Below are 23171 nucleotides of genomic sequence, written 5' to 3' on the forward strand. Positions count from 1 at the left end.
TCAACTAAATGCGAGCGGCGTCCGTCACGGTGCCTTGAGCAGGCGGTGCGTCCTCCTGACGGCCGCCAGCCGCTCGTCCCCGTTGATCGCGAGCGCCCTGACCACCGGGTCGTCCGGCCCGCGGCGCTGCCGGATCTCCTGCAGCCGCCCCTGCACCGTCGTGGGCTGCCCGTCCGGCCCGGTGCTCATGTCGCAGTACCAGAGCGCGTCCCGCAGCCGCCCCCGGTTGTCCGGGAACTCGACGAGCTGGTCCGCGAGCCCCACGAGCTGCGCGACCGCCGCGGCCCCGGAGTGGTGCGCCACCAGCGAGCAGACCCGCTCGGACACCCCGGCCCTCTTCAGGTACCGCGCCCCGTCCAACGAGTGCAGCCCGGTGTCCTTCACCTCCGCCGCGTACCCGATGTCGTGCACCCAGGCCGCCGCCACGAGCAACTCGCGTTCGTCCTCCGGCAACACCCGAGCCACCCGCTCGGCCCGCCGCGCCACCCCGGCCGTGTGCGCCCACCTCCTGGGCAGCTCCGGCGCCAGCAGCCGGCGAGCCGTGTTCCGAGCCCAGCTGGCCAGGAACGAGCTCTCCTGCGCCTCCACCGGAAACGCCAGGGCCGAGGCCCGCACCTCCCGAGCCACGAACAGAGGCACGAACTCCTGCACCCGCGCACTCCCGAACCGAGCCCGCGCCCGCTCGATCCACTCGTGCACGAGACTCGGCGGCACGTCCCCGAACTCGCGGACCAGCCGCGACTCCAGGCGCCGAATCCGCGCGTCGGCCTGGCTCACAACCTCCGCCGTGGTCGTCACGGCTCCACGGTAAGCCTTCAGCCCTCGGATCCGCCCGCCTCGAGCGCGAACTGGGCAGCCTCCTCGTGCCGCCCGGCGCGGTCCAGCAGCTTGCGCAGGATGGCGATCTCGGTACGGAGGTACGGGCCGTAGAGCTGCTCGTCCTGATCCGTGCAGATCCGCCACAACTCCACCGCCTCGCGATGAGCGTCCAGAGCACCGTCCACGTCGTTCGTGCCCCCCAAAACCACACCCAGGTTGCGAAGCGAAGCCGCGAGCTTGGCGTTGTGCCGCAGATCGTCGGCCTCGACGAGTTCACGGTGCGTCGCGACTGACTCCATCACCGCCACCAACGCTTCCTCATCCCGCCCCAGATCCTGCAGGAACGAACCTCGAGCCATCAGAGTCGCGGCAACGACGCGAAGGTGGACCCTTCGCCTGGACCCGGTCAGCGCGCGCAGGATCGGAATGGCCTCCTCGACGGCGGCCAGCGCTGCCTCCGGATCGCCGCCCCTGCCCAGGACGAGCGCGAGGCCGTGCAGATCACGGGCCAGCTCCGGCAGATGGCGCGCTGGTTCGACGGCAGCCAGTTGACGCCTGATCGCAACGGCCTCCTCGGACGCTTTCCTCGCTTCGCCCAGCCGTCCCGACTCCACCAGGCTCAGTCCCAGGTGGTAGAGGGACAGCGCCAACTGTGCGCGGTATCGGCCTGGCGTCACGGCGGCGAGGTGCCGGCCCGTGTCGACCGCTTCGCTCAGGAGCTCGGCGGCAGCGTCGAAGTTGTGCAGCTCCATCTCGTTGTTGCCCAGGTTGAACAGGGAATGGTGAAACTCCGGGAAGTGCTTTCCAGGATGCGCCGCTGCCAGCTCCCGATAGATCTTGACCGACTCCTCGGCCTCCTCCCGGGCGTTGCGAAAGTCGCCCAGCGACCACCGCGCCCGCCCCAGGCGGTCCAGCGAGATGGCGAGGAACTCGCGGTACCGTTCTGGATCGGCACTCGCCTGTCCGGTGCGAACTCTCACGACCTCGTCCGCCGCTGCCAGTGCCTCCTGATTGCGTCCCAACCCGCCGAGGACGACCGCCAGGTTCAGGAGCACTTCGCAGAACTTGTCCTGGCAGTCAGCCACGTCCTCTTCCACCAGTGCGCGAGCGATCTCGACGCCCTCCTCCAACGCCTTCTCCGCCTCTCGAAGCAGCCCGAGCGCGTGGAACGTGCTTCCCAGCACCGACAAGGCCTGCACGAGTTCTGGACGTTGCTGTTCAGGTTCGGACATGACCAGCTCCCGACGAATCCCGACGGCCTCCTCCGACGCTGTCAACGCCTCTTGATACCGACCGAGGTAGTACAAGCCGGAGGCGAGATCTCGGAGCGCGCCCGCCATCTCGGAGCGATGCTGTCCCGGCTCGATCGCCACCATTTCGCGGTAGTGGGTCACCGCCAGGAAACTCCGGGCCGTGCGCAAACGCAGGAACACCTCAGCAGGTTCCAGCAGCAACAGCCGCCCGCGCGTCGGAACGTCGTGCCGAACGTCCTCGGTGCTGATCAGTGCGGCCAGCGCCTGATCCAGCAGGTGGTCGCCCACCCCACCGGACAGGATCACCTCGATTGCCTCGGGGAGCGTGCTGCGCTGACGGGCCAGAAGCCCCGTCAGGTGGCTGAGGGCGTCCGGGTAGGTGATGTGGGCGCGAGCGAGCAAGGCCGCCGCGGCCGGTACGTCGTCGTCGCGCAGCAGCCGGGGGTTGGTGGCGAGGGTGTCGAGCACGAGGCGTTCGGCGACCAGGTGCGGGCGCAGGTCGAGGCGGTGGTCCGGGCCTGCCGCGTACCGGCGGCGGGCCCACCTGGCGACCGCGACCCTCGACTCCTGGGCCGCGTCGGCCGAGAACTGCGGCACGCGTCGGAGCAGGTCGGCCGCTTCGTCGAGGTCGGCGGCGGGCAGGAGGGCGAGGACGGTGACGGCTTCGGCGAGGACCTCGACGTCGTGGCCGGCGGCGGCCCAGGTGCGTTGTTCGAGGGTGACCAGTTCGGCGACGAGGGTGGCGAGCGTGTGCGTGCGGGTGCCCGACCTGCCCAGCACTGCGAGCAGGGCTCTGGCGTGCAGCACCAGGAGGGTGTCCTCGTCGGTGCCCACCGGGCGTTCGGGAAGGTCGGGTTTCGGCAGGTGGAGGTGTTTGGCATAGGCCGCCACGGCCTGGGCGTACCAGCGTTGGCGGTCGGCGGCCTCCCCCACCGGGCGCAGGGCGGTGACGGTGCGCACGTGTGGGAGGACGTTGTCCGGCAAGGCTTTCAGCGCGTCGGCGGTGCGGGCCAGGAGCAGGACCCTGACCAGGTCCGGGTGGGCCATGGCACCGGTGAGCAGGGCGGCCAGCACGTCGGCGGGGACGCGGTCGGCATCGTCGACCACGACGAGGGTGGGATCGCCCGCGGCGGTGATGGCGTCGATCAGGGTGGTGCCCTGGTCCTTCAGACGGCCCGCCGCCCAGCCGTCGTCCTGGAGCGACTCGGCCACGGCCAGCGCCAGGCGGCTCTTGCCGACGCCGGCCGGGCCGGTGATCACGCGTGCGACCTCGGCCTTCGGGTCGCGAGCGGTGCACCACGTCCTCAGCTCGTCGTGGACCTTGCTGCGGCCCCACAACGGGGTCGGCGAGTACGGCGCGGTCAGCCAGTGGACGACGGCGCGGGCATCGTCGGTGCTCGGCGAGGCGGGGACGGCGGGCCGGAGTTCACCGAGGAGGCCGTCGCGGGTTTCCACGCGGTCCCGGTGGTCGTGGGCCGACTGCCCCCACGCTAGGCCCGCCTGCACGAGGACCAGGGCGGCCAGTGCGATCACCAGGGCCCAGGAGAACTCGCCGGTCGCCAGGTTGGTCAGGACGCCGACGCCGGCGGCGGTGAGCACCGACACCAGGCCGTGCCACCAGCGGGCGCCCCTCAAGCGAGTCATACCCGGCCTGTCGCGGGGCGCTCCTCAGGTGTGACAGGCGGTCACCCGCCCGGCCGATCACACGACCGGCTGGACACCCCGCAGGCGGAGCAGTTCGGCGCGGGCGTGCGCCACCTCGGCGGTCTCGTGGCCGCGGGCGCGGGCCGTCTCTCGGGCCAGGTCCGCCGCCGCCTCCTGGAGGTGGCGGGCCCGGCTCTTGTTGCCCACCAGCTTGCGGAACGCCTTGCGGTCCTTGCGGAGGCCGCTGACGGCCGACAGCAGTGCCGCGTCCACGACTCCCCCGTCGACCTCCGGGCCGAGGATCTGGCGGATCCAGATGCGTTCCTGGCTCGCGGCGCGGCGCAGTACGGCGAAGAGCGTCACGAGTTCGACGGCCGCGATCACCAGCGGGAGCAGGACCGGGAGGATCGCCACGCCTCCGCTCAGGCCGCCCATGTCGTCCCAGGCGAAGTGGAACACCATCGCGGTCAGCATGGTCAGGACGCCGCGCGGGACGTGGCGGTCGCCTGGGGTGCGGCCCAGCACCCACATGAGGCCCGCGCAGAAGATGGCGCTGAACAGGGCGTGCGAGACGATGCCGGTGACGCCGCGGATCAGGAAGATCTGGAACGACGAGGCGATCTGGGAGGTGCCGAAGGTCTGGGCGGCGCCGTTGTAGACGTACAGGACGTCCTCGAACACCTGGAAGCCCAGGCCGAGGAACGCGCCGATGATGAACCCGTCGTAGGCGCTGCGCACCAGGCGGGGTGCGAGGCCGATCAGCAGGACCAGGCCGAGCGCCTTGGCGAACTCCTCGTTGATCGGCGCGGTGAGGCCGGCCGCCCAGTCGGAGGCGAAGGCGGTGCCGCCCACCTTCGCCCAGATCTCCAGCAGGGCGGTGTTGGCGGGCAGGGCGATCCAGAACGGCGCGGCCACACCACCCCACGCGAACGCCGCCGCCAGCAACGCCGCGGGTTGTGCGGTGTAGCGGTTGTGGTGCCGCAGCAACAGCAACCACGGCACCAGGTACAGGCCGAACAGCAGCACGCCGCCGGTCAGCGCCGGGCCGTAGAAGTGCGCGCCGGGGCCGAAGTAGCGCACGATCGTGAGCGCTCCGCCTCCTACGCCCACCAGGTACACCCAGAACGCCAGGTTGCGCGGCTGGACGAACCTGAACGGCAGTCCCCAGCCCGACTCGTCGATCGCGGCGAGCTGCGCGGTCCTGATTTCAGATGTTGTCGTCATCGGGACGCTCCCGGGGTGATGCTGCGCACGAAGGCGCCCACGACGTCCTGCTGCCGTTCGAACTGGCCCGGTGCGGTCCGCACGCGCACCAGCAACGCCGGCGCCGTCTCGGCCTGCCCGGATGGTCCTGCCATCTTGAACGCCACGTCCAGCCCGTCGCCCTGCGGCGAGGTGCTGCCCAGGGCCACCCCGACCAGCCCGCTCCCGGTGGTCACCGTGCCGCGCGGGCCGTCGACGCCGGCGTTGCCCTCCGACCGCAGCACCTGGTCCAGGAAGGCGTCCGCCGAACCGGCGAAAGCCGCGCCGCGCAACGAGATCGTCGCCCCGCCGGTGGCGAGCTCGGCCTGCAGACTCGTCGCGGACGCCACCCCGGCACCCGTCAGGGTCCCGTCCTCCAGCTGCCACCCGACCGGCGGCACGGCGGTGGCGCCACCGCCCAGGTCCAACACGTCCCCGGCGCGGATCTCGTTGTGCCACGGGATGAGCGAGTTCACCGCGGGCAACCCGGCCAGCAGCACCAGCGCGATGACCAGCACGCTCAGGGCCGGCCCGAACGTCCGCCGGTCGAGCCCGAGGAACCGGTGCTCGACCGGCACCCATTCCCGTGGCACCGCTTCTGTCATCCCGAGCCCCCGTTCTCCGCAGCCGGGCACCACTTGACCACAGATCAAGAGACTCGGCAGGGCGAGACGGGAGCCAGGTCAGCCAGGGCTCACTCGACGCCGATCATCACCTCGGTCGACTTCACCAGGGCGGTGACCGGCTGGCCCACCTGGAGGCCGAGGTCGGCGACGGCGTCCATGGTGATCGACGCGGTGACCTGCTGGCCGCCGTCCAGGTCCACGGTGACCACGGCCATGACCGCGCCGTCCTTGATCGCGGCGACGGTGCCGGTGAGCTGGTTGCGGGTCGAAAGGCGCACTGGGGTTCTCCTCGGATGGTCGGAACATCTGGACCATAGGCGCGATCGGAAACCCTGGCACGGCAGCGGTTCCGACCTTGATCCTCAGGTGCGCGGGCGGCAACCGCCACGGTTCCGCAGACGCGTCGGCGGTACCGCAGGCCCAGCGGCAGAAAAGAATCCGCCTGGGCTTCGTCACCTCCGGCTGGCTCTGGCGGAGTGGACGACGCTCGCCCTCGTGCGCGAGCAGGACCGGCACGAGTTCGCCATCGCCGCACTCGGCCGCGATCGCCCGCCACGTCCACCCGGCCCGTACGGCGCGCTGGTCCCGCCGGGCACGCGAGGCGGCGTGCTGCGAGACCTCGATGCCGTGCCGGATGAGCGCCGCTTCCACCGCGTCCCAACGGAAACCCGTCTCCAGGCTGATCGCCCGGACGGTCTGGTGCCCGGCCACGTGCCGAGCCGTCAGGTAAGCCGGGACCGACGCGAACCCCAGCTCCGAGACGACCGGCTGCCAGGCGAGGTCCAGGGCGGCGGTGAGCCGCGAGTCGACCGGCATAAGCCGGCTCAGGTGCCGCGACAGCCAGTCCTCGTGCAGGCCGCACTGGTCACACTGGCACCAGTGCGGCGAGCTCAGGCCGGGTAGGTGTGCGTCTCGGTCGCCTTGACCGCCGCCCACACCGTGTCACCGGGCCGAAGCCGCAGGTCCGCGAGCGTGGCGGTGGTGATGTCCGCCAGCACCGACGGCACCCCGTCCAGCCGCACGCGCGTGGTGTGCGCGTGTTGTTCGACGGCCGACACGGTGACCTGCCAGGTGTTGCGCGGGCTGCCGTCCGGCCGGGTCACGTGCAGGCTCACCGCGGTCGGCGGGAACGCCACGTGCACCTCCCCCGCCGCCGGCTCGGCGACGGTGATCGCGCCACCGTCCACCAGCGACACGACCGTGCCGTCCGCGGTGCCGCGGTAGAGGTTGAGCCCGACGAGGTTGGCCACGTAGTCGGTGCGCGGCTGCCGGGCGACCTCGGCGGGCGGGCCCTGCTGGACCGCGCGGCCGTGCTCCAGGATCACCAGCCGGTCCGCGAGCACCATGGCGTCCAACGGGTCGTGCGTCACCAGCAACGTGTGCCCGCCGAACTCGGCCAGGTGCCGGCCCAGCTCGGACCGCACCTGCAGCCGGGTGCTCGCGTCGAGCGCGGCCAGGGGTTCGTCCAGCAGCAGGAGACTCGGCCCGGTCGCGAGCGCGCGGGCCAAAGCCACCCGTTGCGCCTGACCTCCCGACAACGCGCGGGGCTTGCGCTGGGCGTACTCGGCGAGCCCCACCCGGTCGAGCCACGTCGCGGCCCGTTCCCGCGCCTCCGCCCGGCGGGTGCCGCGGGCGCGCAGTCCGAAAGCGACGTTCTCCAGCGCGCTCATGTGCGCGAACAGCAGGTAGTCCTGGAACACCACGCCGATCGGGCGCCGCTCCGCCTCCACGAACGCGCCGTCACCGTCCCAGACGGACTCGCCGAGCGCGATGCTCCCCGACGTCAGCGGCGACAGCCCGGCCAGCGCCCGCAGCGCCGTCGACTTGCCCGCCCCGTTCGGGCCGAGCAGCGCCACCACCTCGCCGGGCGCGATCTCCAGGTCGAGCTCGAGGTCGAAGTTGCCGCGCGTCACGCGCAGCGCAGCGGAAAGGGTCACGTCGGCCCGCTGATCCACCGGTCGCGCAGACCGGCCAGCACTCCGACGGACACCAGCAACAACACGATGCTCAGCACGATCGCCGCGTCCGGATCCGTTTCCAGGGCAAGATAAACAGCCAACGGCATGGTCGTCGTCTCACCGGGGAAGTTGCCGGCGAACGTGATCGTCGCCCCGAACTCCCCCAGCGCCCGCGCCCAGCACAGCACGCCCCCCGCGACGACCCCCGGCAGCACGGACGGCAGCGTCACGCGACGGAACGTCAGCCAGCGCGAGGCACCGAGCGTCGCCGCCGCCTCCTCGAACCGGGGATCGGCCGCCCTCAGGGCACCTTCCACCGAGATCACCAGGAACGGCATCGCCACGAAGGCCTCCGCCACCACGACACCGGCCGTCGTGAACGGCAACGACACCCCGAACCACGCGTCGAGGTGCTGCCCGATCAGCCCGCGCCGGCCCAGCACCAGCAGCAAGGCCACGCCACCGACCACCGGCGGCAGCACCAGCGGCACGGTGACCAGCGCACGCAGGAACCCGCGCCCCGGCAGCCCGGACCGCGCCAGCAACCAGGCCAGCGGAATGCCGAGCACCAGGCACAGCACCGTGGCGAGCGACGCGCAGATCAACGAGAGCTTGAGCGCCTCACCGACCTCGGCGCTGAACAGCTGCCCGGACAGGCTCCCCCAGGGCGCCTCGACCAGCAGCCCGGCGAGCGGCACCAGCAGGAACGCCAGGCCGAGGAACGCGGGAAGGGCGAGGACGACCGGCAGCCGTCCCCGCCCCCGACGACGGGTCACGGGCTGTCGAAGCCCGCCGCGCTCAGCACCGACTTGCCCTTGTCGGACAGCACGAAGTCGATGAACGCCTTGGCCCCCGCCGCGTTCGGCGCCTTGGCGACCGGCGCGATCGGGTAGTCGTTGACGGCCTGGGCCGCCTCGGCGAACGTGATGCCCTCGACCTTGTCGCCGGCCGCCTTCACGTCCGTCTTGTAGACCAGCGCGCCGTCGACCTCACCCAGCGACACCTTGGTGAGCACGGCCTTGACGTCCTGCTCCAGCGTGTCCGGCGCCGCCGTGACCTTCGCGGCCTCGAACACCTTCTTCGACGCAGCGCCGCACGGCACCTGCTCCGCGCACAACGCGATCTTCTTGTCCGCGTTCGCGAAGTCGGCCAGCCCGGCGATCTTGCCGGGGTTGCCCTTCGGCACCACGATCTCCAGCGTGTTCTTCACGAACGTCCTGGGCGCGTCCGTGATCGTCTTGCTGTCCGTCACCTGCTTCATGTTCGTCGGCGCGGCGCTGGCGAACACGTCGGCGGGCGCGCCCTGGTTGAGCTGCTGCGCGAGCGCCGAGCTGCCGCCGAAGTTGAACTTGACCTTGGTGCCGGGGTTCGCGGCCTCGAAGTCCTTGCCCAGCTGGGTGAACGTCTCGGTCAGCGACGCCGCCGCGAACACGGTGACGTCACCGGTGACCTTGGGCGCCTCGGAGCCGGACGTCGGCGTGGACGAGGTCTGCTGGCCGGAGCCACAGCCCGCGAGCACCAGCGCGGCCGAGGCGACCGCGAGCACGCTGTTCGCGATTCTGGACATGTTCTTCAGGCCTCCGGGATCTCTACTACGACGTGGGTGGACTTGATGGACGCGACCGCGACCGTGCCGACCTCGAGGCCGAGCTCGTCGGCCGACTCCCTGCTCATCAGCGACACGACGCGGAACGGTCCCGCCTGCATCTCGACCTGCGCCATCACCCCGTCCTTCAGGACTCGGGTGACGATGCCGCGCATCCGGTTGCGCGCGGACGCCGCGACCGTGGCGCCGGGTTCGGCGTTCTCCGACATCTGCTGCACGAACGCGGCGAGCTCGCGGCCGTCGATCGCCTTGCGGCCGTTGAGGCTCACGGTGGACTCCAGGCGGCCCTGGTCGATCCACCGGCGCACGGTGTCGTCGCTGACGCCCAGCAGCGTGGCGGCTTCGCTGATCCGCAGATTCGGCACGAGGATGATCCTAGATGCCGCGTTTGCGGAGACAAGAGCCAGCGGTGGTTGCGGATCGAATCGTGATCTCGCCCCGCAGATCTGACACAAATGGCCCTGTGGATCCGCACCTGCGCACGTACTCTGGAGGTCGTGACGTCATCGTTTGCAGGCATACCAGCGCCGCGCACGCCGCTGTCCGAGGACCAGGTCCTGGTCACCGGAGACATCAACGATGAATGGGTCTTCTGCACGTCCCACCTCGACGCGCACGCCCGCGAGCCGGTCAACGTCCAGTACCGCACCACGCGCGTCCGCGAGGTGCACCAGGTGCAGGGCGTGCCGCTGCACGAGGTCCTGGCGAAGGTCCGGCTGCGCACGTCCGGCGGCAGCAAGATGGACAAGCTCAGCTTCGTCGTCGTGGCCTCGTCCGCGGACGGTTACCGCGTGCTGCTGTCGTGGGCGGAGGTCGACCCCGAGTTCGGCGCCTGCTCCGCCATGCTCGCCACCCGCTACAACGGCCGGCAGCTCACCCGGCCGACGCTCGTCACGCCGCGGGACGGCCGGTCCAGCCGCTTCGTGCGCGACGTGGCCCGCCTGGAGATCGCGAGGTTCGGCGCGCCTTAGGGTGTCGCCATGGCGGAGCTGCTGACCATCGACGACGTCCGGGCCGCGGCCGAGGTGCTCGACGGCCGGGTGCTGCGCACGCCCACGCTCGTCTCGCCCGGTCTGTCCGCACTGCTGGGCGTGCCGACGACGGTGAAGCTGGAGCTGTTGCAGCGCAGCGGTTCGTTCAAGATCCGCGGCGCGGTCGCGAAGATCCTCTCGCTGTCCGGCGAGGCCCGCGCGGCCGGTGTGGTCGGCGTCAGCGGCGGCAACCACGGCATCGCGCTGGCCGCCGCGGCGAGCGAGCTCGGGGTGGCCGCCACCGTCGTCATGCCGTCCACCGCGCCCGCCCGGTCCGTCGAGCTCGCCCGCGCCGCCGGTGCCGACGTGCGGCTGACCGACGGGCTCGCGGCGGCGTTCGCGCTGCTGGGAGACCTGGTCGAGGCCGGTGCGACGCTCGTGCACCCCTACGACGACCCGATCGTGGTCGCCGGGCAGGGCACCGTCGGGCTGGAGTTCGCGACGGACGCGCCGGACGTCACCGACGTGCTGGTGAGCATCGGCGGCGGTGGGTTCATCTCCGGTGTCGCCACGGCGTTCCACGCGCTCGTGCCGGGTGTGCGCGTGTGGGGTGTGGAGACCGAGGGCGCCGAGGCGATGAGCCAGGCCCTCAGGTCAGGCGGGCCGGTGGACATCACGCCGACGTCGATCGTCTCGACGCTGTCGGCGCCGCACGCCTCCCAGCTGACCTACGACCACGTCACGGCGCTGGTCGAGGACGTGCTGGTGGTGTCCGACGCGGACGCCGTGCGGGGGTCGGTCGCGCTGGCGGAGGCGCAGAAGGTGTGGGCGGAGCCCGCCGCCGGGTGCCTCCTGCCGGCCGCGCGCACGGTGCTCGGCCGGGTCGGGCCGGACGCCCGCCTGGGCCTGGTGCTGTGCGGCGGCAACGTGACGTTCGACGACGTCGTGCGCTGGACCCGTTAGGTCAGCTTCGCGAGGCGGGCGACCATCTCGCTGATCGAGGTGCCCAGCGGCGGCAGCGGGAACGCGCCGTGCGTCTCCACCAGGCCCGTCACCGCGGCCAGCAGCAGCGCGGTGTCGAGGACGGGGTCGGTGCTGACCGACTCGCCTGCCGCGACGCAGCGCTTCAGGACGTCCACCAGCCCCTCGAACGCGGCCCGCGCGCCCGCGCTGACCTCGTTGCCCGGACTCAGGATCAGTTTCCTGCGCGCGGGATAGGTGAATCCCAGCTCGACGTAGGCCGTGCACCGCGCGATCAATTCCGCGCGCGGCTCGGTGATTTCCGCGACGGCCGCGTCCGTTTCCTCCGCGATCTGGGCGAACGCGATTTCACGCAACCGCGCGTGCAGCTCCGGCAGGCCGGGGAAGTGCGGGTAGATCGCCGGTCCGGTGATCCCCGCCGCCCGCGCCACCCCGCGCAACGTCACCAGCTCGGGTGAGCCCAGCTCGTCCAGCAGCTTCAGGGCCGCCTGCTCGATCTCGGCGCGCAGCAGACCGCCCTGACCGCGCCGGTTCTGCCGCCGGCGAGGCGCCTCCCCTTCCGTCATGAACCAGATCGTACCCATTCCGGAATACCGCGGATCACCGCGTGACCAGCCTCACTATGCACCCGTTTAGCGATGGTGCATGCTGGAAGCGGAAACTCCGCGAACGAGGAGAACGAACGATGACCACCGTGGACAGGCCCGCGTATTTCGACGGGTTCATGGCACCCGTGCCGGACGAGGTCGAGGCCGTCGAACTGGAGGTGACCGGCTCGCTGCCGCCGGAGCTCACCGGCCGCTACTTCCGCAACGGCGCCAACCCGTTGCCCGGCACGTACCCCGCCCACAACTTCATGGGCCAGGGCATGCTGCACGGCATCCGCCTCGAGAACGGCCGAGCCGGCTGGTACCGCAACCGCTGGGTGCGCACGCCGATGCTGGACGGCGTGTTCCCCGACAGGACCGACCCGTTCGGCCCGCACGGGGTCATGCGCAACAACTCCTCCAACACCAGCGTGCTGCACCACAACGGGCGCATCCTGTCGTTGGTGGAGAACGGCTTCCCGACCGAGATCGCGCCGGACCTCACGACCGTCGGCCCGTTCGACTTCGGCGGCCGGCTCAAAACCGCCATGACCGCGCACCCGAAGGCCGACCCCGTCACCGGTGAGCTGCACTTCTTCGGCTACGGCATGCGGCCGCCGTTCGTGACCTACCACGTGGCCACGGCGGACAGCGAGATCGTGCACAGCGCGGACATCGAGGTCCCGGCGGCGACGATGATGCACGACTTCGCGATCACCGAGCATCACGTCGTGTGGCTCGACCTGCCCGTGGTGTTCGACTTCGACCTCGTCCGCACGCCAGGTCTGCCGTTCCGGTGGAGCGACCAGCACCGCCCGCGCATCGGCGTGATGCCGCGCTACGGCACGAGCGCGGACGTCCGGTGGTTCGACGTGCGGCCCGGTTACGCCTTCCACGTCGGCAACGCGTTCGAGGACGCGCACGGCCGTGTGGTGGTGGACGCCGTGGCGTACGACGGGGCCGGCTTCAACACCATCTGGGCCGGCCTCGGCGGCCACGCGGACCTCTCGACCGCCCTGTCGAACACCCCGACCCTCGGCGGCAACCTCTACCGCTGGACCCTCGACCCGGCCACCGGCACCGTGGCCGAGGCACCGGTCGACGACCTGCCCGTCGAGTTCCCGACCGTCAACGACGCGCACACCGGTGTGGGCCACCGCTACGTCTACGCCGTCAGCACGCCGTTGCTGCTCGACACCGTGCGCCGCCCTTCGATCGTCAAGTACGACACCACCACCGGCGAGCGCCACGCCCACGCGCTGGCCGACGACTGGATCCCCGGCGAGGCGGAGTTCGTGCCCGCCGCCGACGACACCGGCGAGGACAGCGGCTGGCTGCTCTCCATCGTCAGCAACGAACGCGCCAACACCGCCGAACTGCTCGTGCTCGACGCCTCCGACGTGACGGCCGGGCCGGTAGCCTCCGTGCGACTCCCCCGGCGCGTGCCGTCCGGTTTCCACGGTGCGTGGATCGCCGACGAGGCCTAGCGAAGGACCCGACCATGCGACACGACGATCCACTGGCCGTCGCGGTGGTCACCGCCTTGCGCACGGGTGACGTCCCCGCGCTGCAACAGCTGCTCGCGGACCACCCCGGCCTGGCGACCACACGGATCGTCGACGACCACGGGCACGCACGGAGCCTGCTGCACGTGCTGACGGACTGGCCCGCACGGCGTCCCAACGGCGCACGGGCCGTGGCGGTGCTTGTGGCGGCAGGCGCCGATGTGAACGCACGGTTCGAGGGACCGCACCGGGAGACGCCGTTGCATTGGGCCGCCAGCGCCGATGACGTCGAGGTGCTCGACGCGTTGCTCGACGCCGGCGCGGACATCGACGCGGACGGAGCGGTCATCGGCGGCGGCACCGCCCTGGCCGACGCGCGGGCGTTCGCGCAGTGGGCGGCGGCGCACCGGCTGGTCGAACGCGGCGCGGCGGTCACGCTCGCCGACGCCGCGACGCTCGGGCTGCGCGACCGGGTGGAGAACCTGCTCGGCGCCGCGACCCAGGACGAGCTGAACGTCGCGTACTGGGGCGCGGGTCAGGGCGGGCAGGTGGAGTGCGCGGAGCTGGTCGCGGCAGCGGGCGCGGACGTCGGCTGGGTGCCGCCCTGGGAGCGCTAGCGGCGCGCAACCCCGGCGAGGTGGCCCACGCTCAGCGGGGCGCTTCGCGGCACCGCCCCACGCCTCGAACAACCGTGAGGCCATGCCGCTGGCGGCACCACCACCCTCGCGAGGGTCACGCCGCTTGCCGCGCCGCCCGACTCGTGCCGGGCGGGGGCAACGCGGTTCCTAACCGAGGTGCTGCCAGTCGACCTCGCCGTCGAGCACCTGCGCCCGGTACTTCTCCAGCACCACGCCGCCCGTCTCCAACGCGCGCAGCACGTCGGTGATCATCGCGTCGACGCCGGGCCAGAGCTTCGCCCACAGGTAGTCGTCGTGCCACCACTGGCACACGCAGCCCGACTCCGGGCCCGGTCGTTCGTCGACGTAGAGGACGTCGCCGGAGCCGTTCGACGCGATCGGCACGAACGGACGGCGGAAGCCTGCCGACGGTGTACCCGCCGGTCCGTCGGGGTCCTCCGGGTGCGGGGAACGCTCGCCCAGCTCGACGAGCCAGGCGCGTTGCTCGGCGGAGGACTCGGGTGTCATCGGTTCCCACATCGGCGGGATGAGGTCGCGCAGGCCGGACAACATCCAGATGCCCTGGGCATCCGGCCGGGCTGTGAGGGTCTCGAAGGTGACGGGCGCGTGGACGCGCAACCACTCGTGCAGGAGGGCGGCTGGTTGATCGGTCACGATGGTCATCTTCGCGTCCGGCGGCGTCCCGCGGCTACCGGATCGCCCGGGTTCCGGTCACCGCCGCCCACACCGCGAGACCGAGGTACGCGAGCCCCTCGACGCGCGGCTGCACGGCGTGCAGCCGGGGTCTCGCCCGCAGCCAGCCGCCGATCGTGCCGGACGCGCAGGCCAGCGCCACGTCCCAGACCACGCCGATCACCCAGAACACGGTGCCCAGCACCAGGATCTGCCGCGCCTCCGGTCCCTGCCCGGCGTGCACGAACTGCGGGATGAACGCGAGGAAGAAGATCAGCGTCTTCGGGTTGCCCAGCCCGACCAGGAGTCCCCGGCCGACCGACCGCGCGACCGGGGCGAGCTCGGCTTCCGGCGCTTCCCGCCACCGCGCGCGCCACGCTTGCACACCCAGGTACGCCAGATACGCGACGCCTGCCCAGCGGATCACCTCGAACACCACGGCCGACGACGCCAGCAGCGCCGACAACCCGACAGCCGCGAGCAGCACCCGGATCGCCGACGCCATGGAGATGCCGGCGACGGCGGCGAGCGCCGCCCGGCGGCCGTGGCCGATGCCGTGCGCGAGCACGAACACGTTGGAGGGGCCGGGACTCACCATGATCAGCGCGGAGACGACGGCGAACGCGAGGAGGGTCTGCTGGGTGGGCACGGCGTTCACGCAACCCCACCGGACCACCAGCTACAAGCGATGATTTCCACCGGACCGTTCGGCATCACCGTACAGTTACGGCGTGCTGGACATGCGCCGCCTTCAGGCACTGCACGCCGTCGTGCAACACGGGTCGGTGCGGGCCGCCGCCCAGGCGCTCGGCTACACGCCGTCGACGATCAGCCAGCACGTCAGCGCGTTGGAACGGCAGACGTCGACGGTCCTGCTGGAACCGTCGGGACGCGGTGTCCGCCCCACGGCGGCGGGCCTGCTGCTGGCCGAACGGGCCGCGGACCTGCTGGCGCGCATGGCCGAGACCGAGGCCGCGCTGGCCGCGCTCACGGCCGGGGAGATGGGCGTGCTGCGGCTGGCCTCGTTCGCGACGGCCGGCTCCGAACTGATCCCGCCCGCGCTCGCCACGACCCGCGCGCGGTTGCCCGGCCTCGACGTCACGCTGCGGATCGCCGAGCACGACGACGCCCTCGACCTGCTCCGCGCCGGCATGCTCGACCTGGTCGTCATCGAGACGCACGACCACCCGGAGAACACCAGCGCGTTGAGCTACCTCCCGCTGCTCACCGACCCGTTCCGGATCGTCCTGCCGAAGGGCCATCGCCTGGCGCGGCGCCGGGTCGTGTCGCTCGCCGACGCCGCGGACGAGCCGTGGATCGACATCCGCAGCGAGATCGGCTGCTGCCACGCCGCGACCAACGCCGCCTTCCACGCGGCCGGGTTCACGCCCCGCCGCGAGGTCGAGGCCGACGAGTACTGGCCGGCGCAGGGGTTCGTCGCGGCCGGGCTCGGACTCGCGCTGATTCCCGTGCTGGCGCTGGGAGTGCAGCACACCGGGGTCGTCGTCCGCCGGTTGTCCCCGCGCGACCAGCCGGTGCGGCACGTCCTCGCCGTGACGAGGCCCGCCGTCGAGCGGACCGCGCCCGTCCGCACGATGATCGCCGCGCTGCGCCGCGAGATCAGCCGCTGAAGTTCGCGAACAGCAGGCTCGCCAACCCGAGCCCCACCAGCAGGTTGAACACGGTCGCGCCGGCGAACACGCCGATCGGCCGCCAGCCCGCCTCCCGCAGCGGCGCCACCCGGAACTCCAGTCCGATGGAGACGAACGCGAGGATCAGGAACAACGTCCGCAGGTCGTTGACCGTCGTGATCACCGCCTTGTCGCCACCGGACTCCAGGAACACCGTCGCCACGACGGACGCGACCAGGAAGCCGAGCACGAACTTGGGGAAGCGCTCCCACAACGCCCGCCCGCTGACCTTCGCCTCACCGGTCTTCTCGACCTTCAACGCGAAGTAGGCCGTGAGCGCCACCGCGACCACTCCGAGCAACGCGTTCTGCGTCGTCTTGACGATCGTCGCGATCTGCAGGGCTTCCTCGCCCACCAGCGCGCCCGCCGCGCTCACCGCCGCGGTCGTGTCGATGTTGCCGCCGATCCACGCGCCCGCCACCGCCGTCGGCAGCCCGAACACGTCGACCAGCAGCGGCAGCACGAAGATCGACGGCAGCGCGAAGATGATGACCAGGCTGGCGGTGTAGGCGAGTTGCTCCCGCCGGGCCTGCACCGCGCCGGCCGCCGCGATCGCCGCGCTGACCCCGCAGATCGACACCGCCGAGGACAGCAACGCCCGCAGCTTCGGTTCCAGGCCGAGCTTGCCGCCCAGCCACCAGGTGAACCCGAACACCAGGGTGATCAGCAGGAACGCCTGGGCGATCGCGGGCCCGGCGGCCTTGACGATCACCGCGAAGTTGATCGACGCGCCGAGCAGCACCAGCCCGGTCTTGATGAAGAACTCGGTGCGGAACCCGGCAGCGAGCCTGTCCCGGAATCCGAGACCGGTCAGCACGGCGTTGCCGAGCAACCCGAGCACGATCGCGTAGACCGGGTACTCGATGCTCTTCGCGATGTCGCCGAGCCAGGTGCCCTTGGTGAACACCGGCACGTTCTGCTCCAGGTACCGGGTGAGCGCACCGAGCACCACCACCACGGCGACGCCGCCGACCGCCCACCAGACCTGGGACCGTTGCCGTGCCTGGACTTCCGTCATCACGGCACCAGCCAGCCCGGGACGAACTGCGTCAGCACGAGTGCCAGCAGCACCAGCCCGACGATCGTCGCGGCCCAGTCCTCGTTCCACGCCAGCCTGCGCTCGCGGCGCACGCCCTCGTCCGTCTCCACCCCGGCCTCCTCAGCTCGTGCGTCATCGTCCGAGCCGACCGGCGGGCCGGGCAAGGGCTCCCGCATCGTGGAACCGGCCCCACTACTCCGATTGCGAGGTGCACTGCGTTCTCGTGCAATACCTCCTCCTCCGACGTCGTCACGCGATATGGCAACAGCGCACACACGACGACACAGAGGGGAAGCAATGCGTCGAGTTGGTACAGCAATGATCTTGGCGGTGCTGGCGAGCCTGCTCACGGCACCGGGCGCGAGCGCCGCGGAGAGGTTCTGGACGTTGCAGCTCAACCTGTGCAACAGCGGGATCGCCGGCTGCTACGAGGGAGGCAAGTCGGTCCCCGAGGCCGCCGGGCTGATCCGCCAGGTGCGCCCGAACCTCGTGACGCTCAACGAGATCTGCTCCGGTGACGTGCCGGGGCAGCTCGCGCCGGCGTTGTCCGACGCCTGGCCGGGCGACCGGATCTACCACTTCTTCTCCCCCGCGCTCCGGCGCGACACCGGCACGCCGGTCAAGTGCGCCAACGGCCAGGACTACGGCAACGCGGTGCTCGGCCGGGTCTCCGCCACCGCCTACCGGGGCGTGACGACGTGGACCGGGAAGTACGCGACGCAGGACACGGGCAACGAGCAACGCACCTATGCGTGCGCATACGCCGTGGGTGACCATCTCGCGTGTGCGACGCACCTGTCGGCGAGCAGCGAACCGGTCGCGCTGGCCCAGTGCCGGTCGCTGCTGTTCGACGTGGTCCCCGGCATCCGGTCCTCGGTCGGCCTGACCGGCAAGACGGTCGTCGGCGGCGACTTCAACCTGGAGTACGACACGTCCGATCCGGAGAACGCGCAGAACTGCGTCCCGCCGGGACACGTCCGCAAGGGCGACGGCAGCGTGCAGCACGTCGTGTTCTCCAACGACAACGCGTTCGTCAGCACGCAGAAGTACGGCCTGCGCTACACGGACCACGACGGCTGGCTGGTGAGGCTCACCAAGCCGTGATCAGGCGGGCGGTGCCAGCACGACGGCGGAGTTGTGCCCGCCCATGCCGAGCGACGACTTGATCGTCAGGCCATCGCGCACCGGCGTGGAGCCGTTGAGCAGGCGAGGGTGTCCCGGCGCGACGATCGGTGGTGCCGGGATCACGCCGCTGTCGTAGCCCATCGCGGCCACGGCGACCTCGATCGCGGACGCGGCGCCCTGGCAGTGGCCGGTCAGCGGCTTCACGGAGTAGATCCCGGTCTCCGGACCGAACAGCTGCTCCAGGACGGCGGCCTCGGCGGTGTCGCACTGGGCGGTGCCGGGGCCGTGCGCGTTGAGGTAGCGGATGTCCGCTGCGCTGACCGACGCGTTGTCCAGGGCGTCGGCGAAGCAGGTGGTGATCTGGTCGAGCGCCGGGTCGATCGACGTCACGTGGTACGCGTCGTGCGACATCGCGCCACCGAGCGTGAGGGCGTACGGGTTCGTGGCGTGCCTCGACAGGACGAACGCGACGGACGCCTCACCCATCACGAAGCCCCGGCTGCCCTCCTGGAACGGGCGGCACGCGTCGAGCGGTTCGGCGTCCACGACGGCCACTCCGAGGCGGACGAAGTGGGACACGTTCTCCGGCGTCAGCGACAGGTCGGTGGCGACGAACACCACGTCGTCGACGATGCCGGCGTCCAGCCAGGCCTTCGCGGTGATCAGACCGGCGTTGCCCGACGCGCACATCGCCGAGACGTTCATCGCGGGCCCGTGGAAACCGTATTCCTGCATGAACGTCGACATGGGCGTCGACGGCATCAACGCAAGGTAGTCGTGGACGGGCAGTTTGCCACCGCGCGTGACGTAGAAGTCGCGCCACAGGTCCACTTCGCCCAGCACCACCGCGTGCATCAGGCCTACCCGGCGACCGGGACGCCAGCCGCGCGTGCCCGCGTCCTCGATGGCCTCCCTGGCGGCCGCGCGCATCGCCCGCGCGAACCTGCTGGGACCGTCCACCGGGTCGCCGCCCTCGCCGACGTAGGCGGCCCAGACGGTGTCACCGGGGAATCGGCCCAGCTCAGGGACTATGGACGCGGCGGGCTTGCCGCTCATCAGCCCCTCCCAGAGCGACGGGCGGTCCCACCCGTACGCGCTGACCACGCCGATTCCGCAGATACCGACACCCCGAGCGACCATAGCTTCCAGCTCCCCCACACCGAGGGCCGACGACTCGACTGCCTGCAAGGATAACTGCGCGAAAGGGCTCCCAGCGAACACCACCCCCGTCCACAATGGACCTGGAAGGGACGGACCCTGGTCACGACCCGGTACCTTCGACCGGATATAACGGCACACCTGCCGAAGCCACACGGGTGATCTGGGAGCCAAGACGTGAGCGACCTGATCGGTGACGCCGAGTTCGACCACGAGCTGCTGGTCGACCTCGCGCTCTCGGTCGGCGCCGCCGTGGTGTGGTGGCTGGACCTGAGCACGGACCGGCTCGGCTGGGCGCCCGGTCTCGACGTGGTCATCGGCGTTCCCGGCGCGGACTCCGGCACCGTGCGGGCCCGGCTGGCCGAGCTGGTGGCGCCGCTGACCGTCGCCACCAGGGCCGCGGCGGCGTGGCAGGACTTCGAGCTCGAACAACCGCTGACCACCCCGACCGGCACGCGCTGGCTCCAGTTCCGCGCCCGCGTCTCGACGCACGACTCCGCGCGGGCGCTGGTCGGGGTCGTGGCCGACGTGACGCGCCGGCACACCCAGCAGCAGGAGCTGGCCGACCTCGCGGACCGGTACCGGCTGCTGGTCGACCTCGCGCCCGAGGCGATCGTGGTGCACGAGGCCGGTCTGCTGGTGTACGCGAACCCGGCGGCGGTGCAGTACGTGCGGGCCAAGTCCGAGGCGGACCTGCTGGGCAGGGCGATCACCGACTTCGTCCACCCCGACTCGCAGCGCGACATGCTGCAGCGCATCGCGAAGCTGACCGAGCCGGGCGCGGCGAGCGACCCCGCCGACGCCGTGCTGGTCCGGTTCGACGGCGGCACCACGGACGTCGAGTCGGTGTCGGTGCGCACCACCTGGGAGGGCAGGCCCGCGTTCCAGGTGATCATGCGGGACGTCACCGAGCAGAAGGCGGCCGCGGCGGCGTTGCGCTACCAGGCCGCCCTCGCCGCGCACGTCAGCGACGCGTTGATCGCGACCACCTCGGACGGTGTCGTGACGAGCTGGAACCCCAGCGCGGAGACCGTCTACGGGCACAGCGCGGCCGACGCGATCGGCCAGCCCATCGGCCAGGTCGTGGGTGCGCCGCTGAACCCCGTGGCGGTGTTGCAGGCGGGCGGCGTCGTCCACGCCGTGCACCGCCGCTGCGACGGAGCGACGCTCGCGGTCAGGGTGTCGGTCGCCAGGATGGACGACGGGTACGTGCTGATCTGCGCGGACGAGACCGCGCGCCGCCGGGCCGAGCACCACTTCACCGCCGTCGTCGCCGCCATCGAGGAGGGCGTGCTCGTCGTCGGCCCCACCGGCCTCGTCGAGTCGGTCAACCCCGCCGCCGAACGGATCCTCGGCGTCAGCGCGCACGAGGTGATCGGCAAGCCCGCGTCGCTCGCCGAACTGCACGACGAGTCCGGCCAGCCGGTCCCGCACAGCGACTACCCGTCCGCGAACACCCGCGCCAACGGCAAGGCGCAGCACGGCCGGATCCTGCGGTCGTTGCGCCCGGACGGCACGCACGTGTGGCTGTCCCTGAGCGCCCGCGCCCTGTCCCCCGACGGCGAGGTGCCGTCCGCGACGGTCGTGTCGTTCACCGACATCACCGAACGCCGCATGATCGACAGCCAGCTGGAGCACGAGGCGACGCACGACTCGTTGACCGGCCTGTACAACCGCACGGTCATCATCAACCGCCTCAGCCCGGCCGCGCGGGCGCACCGGTCCGGCCCCACCACCGTGCTGTTCATCGACCTGGACAAGTTCAAGGTCATCAACGACTCGCTCGGCCACAGCGTCGGCGACGAGGTGCTCCGCGTCGTCGGCACCCGCCTCGGCCGCAGCTCGCGGCGCGGCGACGTCATCGGCAGGCTCGGCGGCGACGAGTTCACCGTGATCGCGTACGGCCTGAGCGGCCCCGAGGAGGGCGCGGCGCTCGCCGACCACGTCCGGTCAGAGCTCAACCGCCCGATCACCGTCGCGGGCAGGCAGCTGCACGTGGACGCGAGCGTCGGCATCGTGATCGCCGAGCCGGGCGACCGCCGCGACGGCGCCGACCTGCTCCGCGACGCCGACCTCGCCATGTACCACGCCAAAACGCGGGGCCGCGGCCGCACGGCGTTCTTCGACGTCGAGCTCCGCGAACGCATCCAGCGGCGCCTGCAGCTCGAGCAGGACCTCCGGATGGCCCCGATCAGCCACGAGCTGTGGGTCGCCTACCAGCCGATCGTCGACCTGCGGACGAACGAGCGCACCGCCGTCGAGGGCCTGCTGCGCTGGACGCACCCCCGTTACGGCCTGATCACGCCGACGGAGTTCATCGCGCTCGCCGAGGAGAGCGACCTGATCAACATCATCGGCGCGCACATGCTGCACACCGCCACCCGCGAGATCGCCGAGCAGGCCCCCGAGCTCCAGCTGACGGTGAACCTCTCGGCCCGTCAGCTCGACGACCCGTGGCTCGTCTCCGCGGTCCGCAACGCCACCCACAAGGCTGGCCTGCCGCCCAGCTCGCTGTGCCTGGAGATCACCGAGAGCGCTCTCACCCGCGACCCGGCGCTGGCCTCCCGCACGCTGGCGGCGTTGCGCGAGCTGGGCGTCCGGCTCGCGATCGACGACTTCGGCACGGGCTACTCGTCGCTCGCCCAGCTGCTGACGCTGCCGCTGGACACGCTCAAGATCGACCGCTCGTTCACGATCGGGCTCGGCCGGTCCGGCGAGGCGGAGGCGATCGTCACGAGCATCATCGCCATGGCGCACGCGGTCGACATGACGGTGGTGGCCGAGGGCGTGGAGCAGCCTGAGCAGCTGGAGATCCTGCGCGGCCTCGGCTGCGACCTGGCGCAGGGCTTCTACCTGGGCCGGCCGGTGCCGATCGCCGAGCTGTGAGTCAGCGCAGGTAGGACGCCCCGTTGAGGTCGAGCACCGCGCCGGACGACCACTGGGCCCGAGGCGAGGCCAGGTAGACGATCGCGGCCGCGACCTCCTCCGGCGTGCCGACCCTGCCGAACGGGCTCTGCTCGCGCACCAGGTCGCCTTCCGCACCGCTGAGCTTGGCCGCCTGGCGTTCGGTGGCGACGAACCCCGGCGCCACCGACGTCACCGAGATCCCGTGCGGCGCGAGCGTGATCGCGGCCGACTGCCCGAACGCGTGCAGCGCCGCCTTGCTCGCCGCGTACGCCGGATGGTCGGCCTCACCCCGGAACGCACCGCGCGAGCCGACGTTCACGACCGCGCCGGGCGCACCCCGTTCGACCAGGTGCCGCGCCACGGCCCAGGTGACGTTGACGGCGCCGTGCAGGTTGACGGCGAACATCCGCTCCCACGCGCCGGTCCACTCGTCCCACTCCGCCTCGCCGACGCGGTGCCGGTTGCCGGCTGTGGGCGCGACGGCGGCGTTGTTGACGAGCACGTCCACCGCGCCGAGCCGGTCGACGGCCTCCGCGACGAGTGTCCTGGCCGCCTCGGGATCACCGAGGTCGCCGCCGATCAGGACGTGTCCGTCGCCCTTCAGCAACGCAACCGTCTCCTCGGCGTCGTCGCGCCGGCTGCTGTAGTGCACCGCGACCCGGTCTCCGAGCTCGGCGAACGCCTGCGCGGTGGCCCGGCCGATTCCCCGTGACGCACCCGTCACCAGCACTGCCCTGTTCGACATTCCT

General features: G+C 71.5%; 23 protein-coding genes. 7 read left to right on the forward strand and 16 right to left on the reverse strand.

Annotation, left to right across the window (positions count from 1 at the left end; all coding sequences use genetic code 11):
- Nucleotides 1–24: 24 nt before the first annotated feature.
- The 9 genes from ACQEU1_RS08035 to ACQEU1_RS08075 all read right to left on the reverse strand — a co-directional run bounded on the left by ACQEU1_RS08035 (nucleotide 25) and on the right by ACQEU1_RS08075 (nucleotide 9513).
- Nucleotides 25–798: a three-helix bundle dimerization domain-containing protein gene (locus ACQEU1_RS08035; protein WP_433197852.1), complete on the reverse strand. Its 774-nt coding sequence runs from the start codon at nucleotides 796–798 to the stop codon at nucleotides 25–27.
- Between the two features lie 17 nt (nucleotides 799–815).
- Nucleotides 816–3716: a tetratricopeptide repeat protein gene (locus ACQEU1_RS08040; RefSeq protein WP_433197854.1), complete on the reverse strand. Its 2901-nt coding sequence runs from the start codon at nucleotides 3714–3716 to the stop codon at nucleotides 816–818.
- A gap of 57 nt (nucleotides 3717–3773) precedes the next feature.
- Nucleotides 3774–4940 carry a PrsW family intramembrane metalloprotease gene (locus ACQEU1_RS08045; RefSeq protein ID WP_433197856.1) on the reverse strand — a complete coding sequence of 389 codons (1167 nt, stop codon included), beginning with the start codon at nucleotides 4938–4940 and terminating at the stop codon, nucleotides 3774–3776.
- Nucleotides 4937–5563, reverse strand: coding sequence for a hypothetical protein (locus ACQEU1_RS08050; RefSeq protein WP_433197858.1), 627 nt, complete (start codon nucleotides 5561–5563; stop codon nucleotides 4937–4939). The genes ACQEU1_RS08045 and ACQEU1_RS08050 overlap by 4 nt, the downstream gene beginning before the upstream one ends.
- Before the next feature lie 89 nt (nucleotides 5564–5652).
- Nucleotides 5653–5862: a TOBE domain-containing protein gene (locus tag ACQEU1_RS08055; RefSeq protein ID WP_433197860.1), complete on the reverse strand. Its 210-nt coding sequence runs from the start codon at nucleotides 5860–5862 to the stop codon at nucleotides 5653–5655.
- A gap of 612 nt (nucleotides 5863–6474) precedes the next feature.
- A complete protein-coding gene (locus ACQEU1_RS08060; protein WP_433197862.1) occupies nucleotides 6475–7521 on the reverse strand; it encodes an ABC transporter ATP-binding protein in 1047 nt (348 codons plus the stop codon).
- Nucleotides 7518–8318, reverse strand: a complete 801-nt coding sequence (modB, locus tag ACQEU1_RS08065; protein WP_433197864.1) for a molybdate ABC transporter permease subunit — start codon at nucleotides 8316–8318, stop codon at nucleotides 7518–7520. The genes ACQEU1_RS08060 and modB overlap by 4 nt, the downstream gene beginning before the upstream one ends.
- Entirely contained in the window at nucleotides 8315–9109 is a 795-nt protein-coding gene (gene modA / locus ACQEU1_RS08070) for a molybdate ABC transporter substrate-binding protein (protein WP_433197866.1), read from the reverse strand. The genes modB and modA overlap by 4 nt, the downstream gene beginning before the upstream one ends.
- 5 nt (nucleotides 9110–9114) lie before the next feature.
- A complete protein-coding gene (locus ACQEU1_RS08075; protein WP_433197868.1) occupies nucleotides 9115–9513 on the reverse strand; it encodes a TOBE domain-containing protein in 399 nt (132 codons plus the stop codon).
- Between the two features lie 132 nt (nucleotides 9514–9645).
- Between ACQEU1_RS08075 and ACQEU1_RS08080 the strand changes: the two genes are divergently transcribed.
- Nucleotides 9646–10119 (forward strand): molybdopterin-binding protein, encoded by a 474-nt coding sequence (locus ACQEU1_RS08080; protein WP_433197870.1) that lies wholly within the window; start codon nucleotides 9646–9648, stop codon nucleotides 10117–10119.
- Between the two features lie 9 nt (nucleotides 10120–10128).
- On the forward strand, nucleotides 10129–11082 hold the full coding sequence (locus ACQEU1_RS08085) for a threonine ammonia-lyase (protein WP_433197872.1): 954 nt from the start codon (nucleotides 10129–10131) through the stop codon (nucleotides 11080–11082).
- On the opposite strand, the gene ACQEU1_RS08090 is transcribed toward ACQEU1_RS08085, so the two are convergent.
- Nucleotides 11079–11666, reverse strand: coding sequence for a TetR/AcrR family transcriptional regulator (locus ACQEU1_RS08090; RefSeq protein WP_433197874.1), 588 nt, complete (start codon nucleotides 11664–11666; stop codon nucleotides 11079–11081). The two genes, ACQEU1_RS08085 and ACQEU1_RS08090, sit on opposite strands and share 4 nt — an antisense overlap.
- 119 nt (nucleotides 11667–11785) lie before the next feature.
- Here ACQEU1_RS08090 and ACQEU1_RS08095 point away from each other — a divergent pair, with 119 nt between their 5' ends.
- Nucleotides 11786–13174 carry a carotenoid oxygenase family protein gene (locus tag ACQEU1_RS08095; RefSeq protein ID WP_433197876.1) on the forward strand — a complete coding sequence of 463 codons (1389 nt, stop codon included), beginning with the start codon at nucleotides 11786–11788 and terminating at the stop codon, nucleotides 13172–13174.
- A gap of 14 nt (nucleotides 13175–13188) precedes the next feature.
- Nucleotides 13189–13809, forward strand: a complete 621-nt coding sequence (locus tag ACQEU1_RS08100) for an ankyrin repeat domain-containing protein (protein WP_433197878.1) — start codon at nucleotides 13189–13191, stop codon at nucleotides 13807–13809.
- Between the two features lie 168 nt (nucleotides 13810–13977).
- On the opposite strand, the gene ACQEU1_RS08105 is transcribed toward ACQEU1_RS08100, so the two are convergent.
- Both ACQEU1_RS08105 and ACQEU1_RS08110 read right to left on the reverse strand, forming a co-directional pair.
- Nucleotides 13978–14484, reverse strand: coding sequence for an SMI1/KNR4 family protein (locus tag ACQEU1_RS08105; protein WP_433197880.1), 507 nt, complete (start codon nucleotides 14482–14484; stop codon nucleotides 13978–13980).
- Nucleotides 14485–14518: 34 nt separating this feature from the next.
- On the reverse strand, nucleotides 14519–15160 hold the full coding sequence (locus tag ACQEU1_RS08110; RefSeq protein WP_433197882.1) for a LysE family translocator: 642 nt from the start codon (nucleotides 15158–15160) through the stop codon (nucleotides 14519–14521).
- Between the two features lie 82 nt (nucleotides 15161–15242).
- On the opposite strand from ACQEU1_RS08110, the gene ACQEU1_RS08115 reads away from it, so the two are divergent.
- A complete protein-coding gene (locus tag ACQEU1_RS08115; protein WP_433211386.1) occupies nucleotides 15243–16133 on the forward strand; it encodes a LysR family transcriptional regulator in 891 nt (296 codons plus the stop codon).
- Here ACQEU1_RS08115 and ACQEU1_RS08120 read toward each other — a convergent pair.
- Together ACQEU1_RS08120 and ACQEU1_RS08125 are read right to left on the reverse strand one after the other, a co-directional pair.
- Nucleotides 16123–17211, reverse strand: a complete 1089-nt coding sequence (locus tag ACQEU1_RS08120) for a YeiH family protein (protein WP_433197884.1) — start codon at nucleotides 17209–17211, stop codon at nucleotides 16123–16125. The two genes, ACQEU1_RS08115 and ACQEU1_RS08120, sit on opposite strands and share 11 nt — an antisense overlap.
- The gene (locus ACQEU1_RS08125) at nucleotides 17211–17408 is read right to left on the reverse strand and encodes a hypothetical protein (protein WP_433197886.1); all 198 of its coding nucleotides are present in this window, start codon (nucleotides 17406–17408) and stop codon (nucleotides 17211–17213) included. The genes ACQEU1_RS08120 and ACQEU1_RS08125 overlap by 1 nt, the downstream gene beginning before the upstream one ends.
- A gap of 142 nt (nucleotides 17409–17550) precedes the next feature.
- On the opposite strand from ACQEU1_RS08125, the gene ACQEU1_RS08130 reads away from it, so the two are divergent.
- Nucleotides 17551–18336, forward strand: a complete 786-nt coding sequence (locus ACQEU1_RS08130; RefSeq protein ID WP_433197888.1) for an endonuclease/exonuclease/phosphatase family protein — start codon at nucleotides 17551–17553, stop codon at nucleotides 18334–18336.
- Here ACQEU1_RS08130 and ACQEU1_RS08135 read toward each other — a convergent pair whose 3' ends face one another.
- A complete protein-coding gene (locus ACQEU1_RS08135) occupies nucleotides 18337–19497 on the reverse strand; it encodes a beta-ketoacyl synthase N-terminal-like domain-containing protein (RefSeq protein ID WP_433197890.1) in 1161 nt (386 codons plus the stop codon). It abuts the gene before it with no gap.
- A gap of 195 nt (nucleotides 19498–19692) precedes the next feature.
- Here ACQEU1_RS08135 and ACQEU1_RS08140 point away from each other — a divergent pair, with 195 nt between their 5' ends.
- Nucleotides 19693–22401, forward strand: a complete 2709-nt coding sequence (locus ACQEU1_RS08140) for an EAL domain-containing protein (protein ID WP_433197892.1) — start codon at nucleotides 19693–19695, stop codon at nucleotides 22399–22401.
- Nucleotide 22402: 1 nt separating this feature from the next.
- Here the strand turns inward: ACQEU1_RS08140 and ACQEU1_RS08145 are convergent, their stop codons facing one another.
- Nucleotides 22403–23167 carry an SDR family NAD(P)-dependent oxidoreductase gene (locus ACQEU1_RS08145; RefSeq protein ID WP_433197894.1) on the reverse strand — a complete coding sequence of 255 codons (765 nt, stop codon included), beginning with the start codon at nucleotides 23165–23167 and terminating at the stop codon, nucleotides 22403–22405.
- Nucleotides 23168–23171 lie beyond the last annotated feature (4 nt).

Origin of the sequence: Lentzea sp. CA-135723 (genome assembly GCF_050936595.1) — a bacterium.
GTDB lineage: Bacteria > Actinomycetota > Actinomycetes > Mycobacteriales > Pseudonocardiaceae > Lentzea.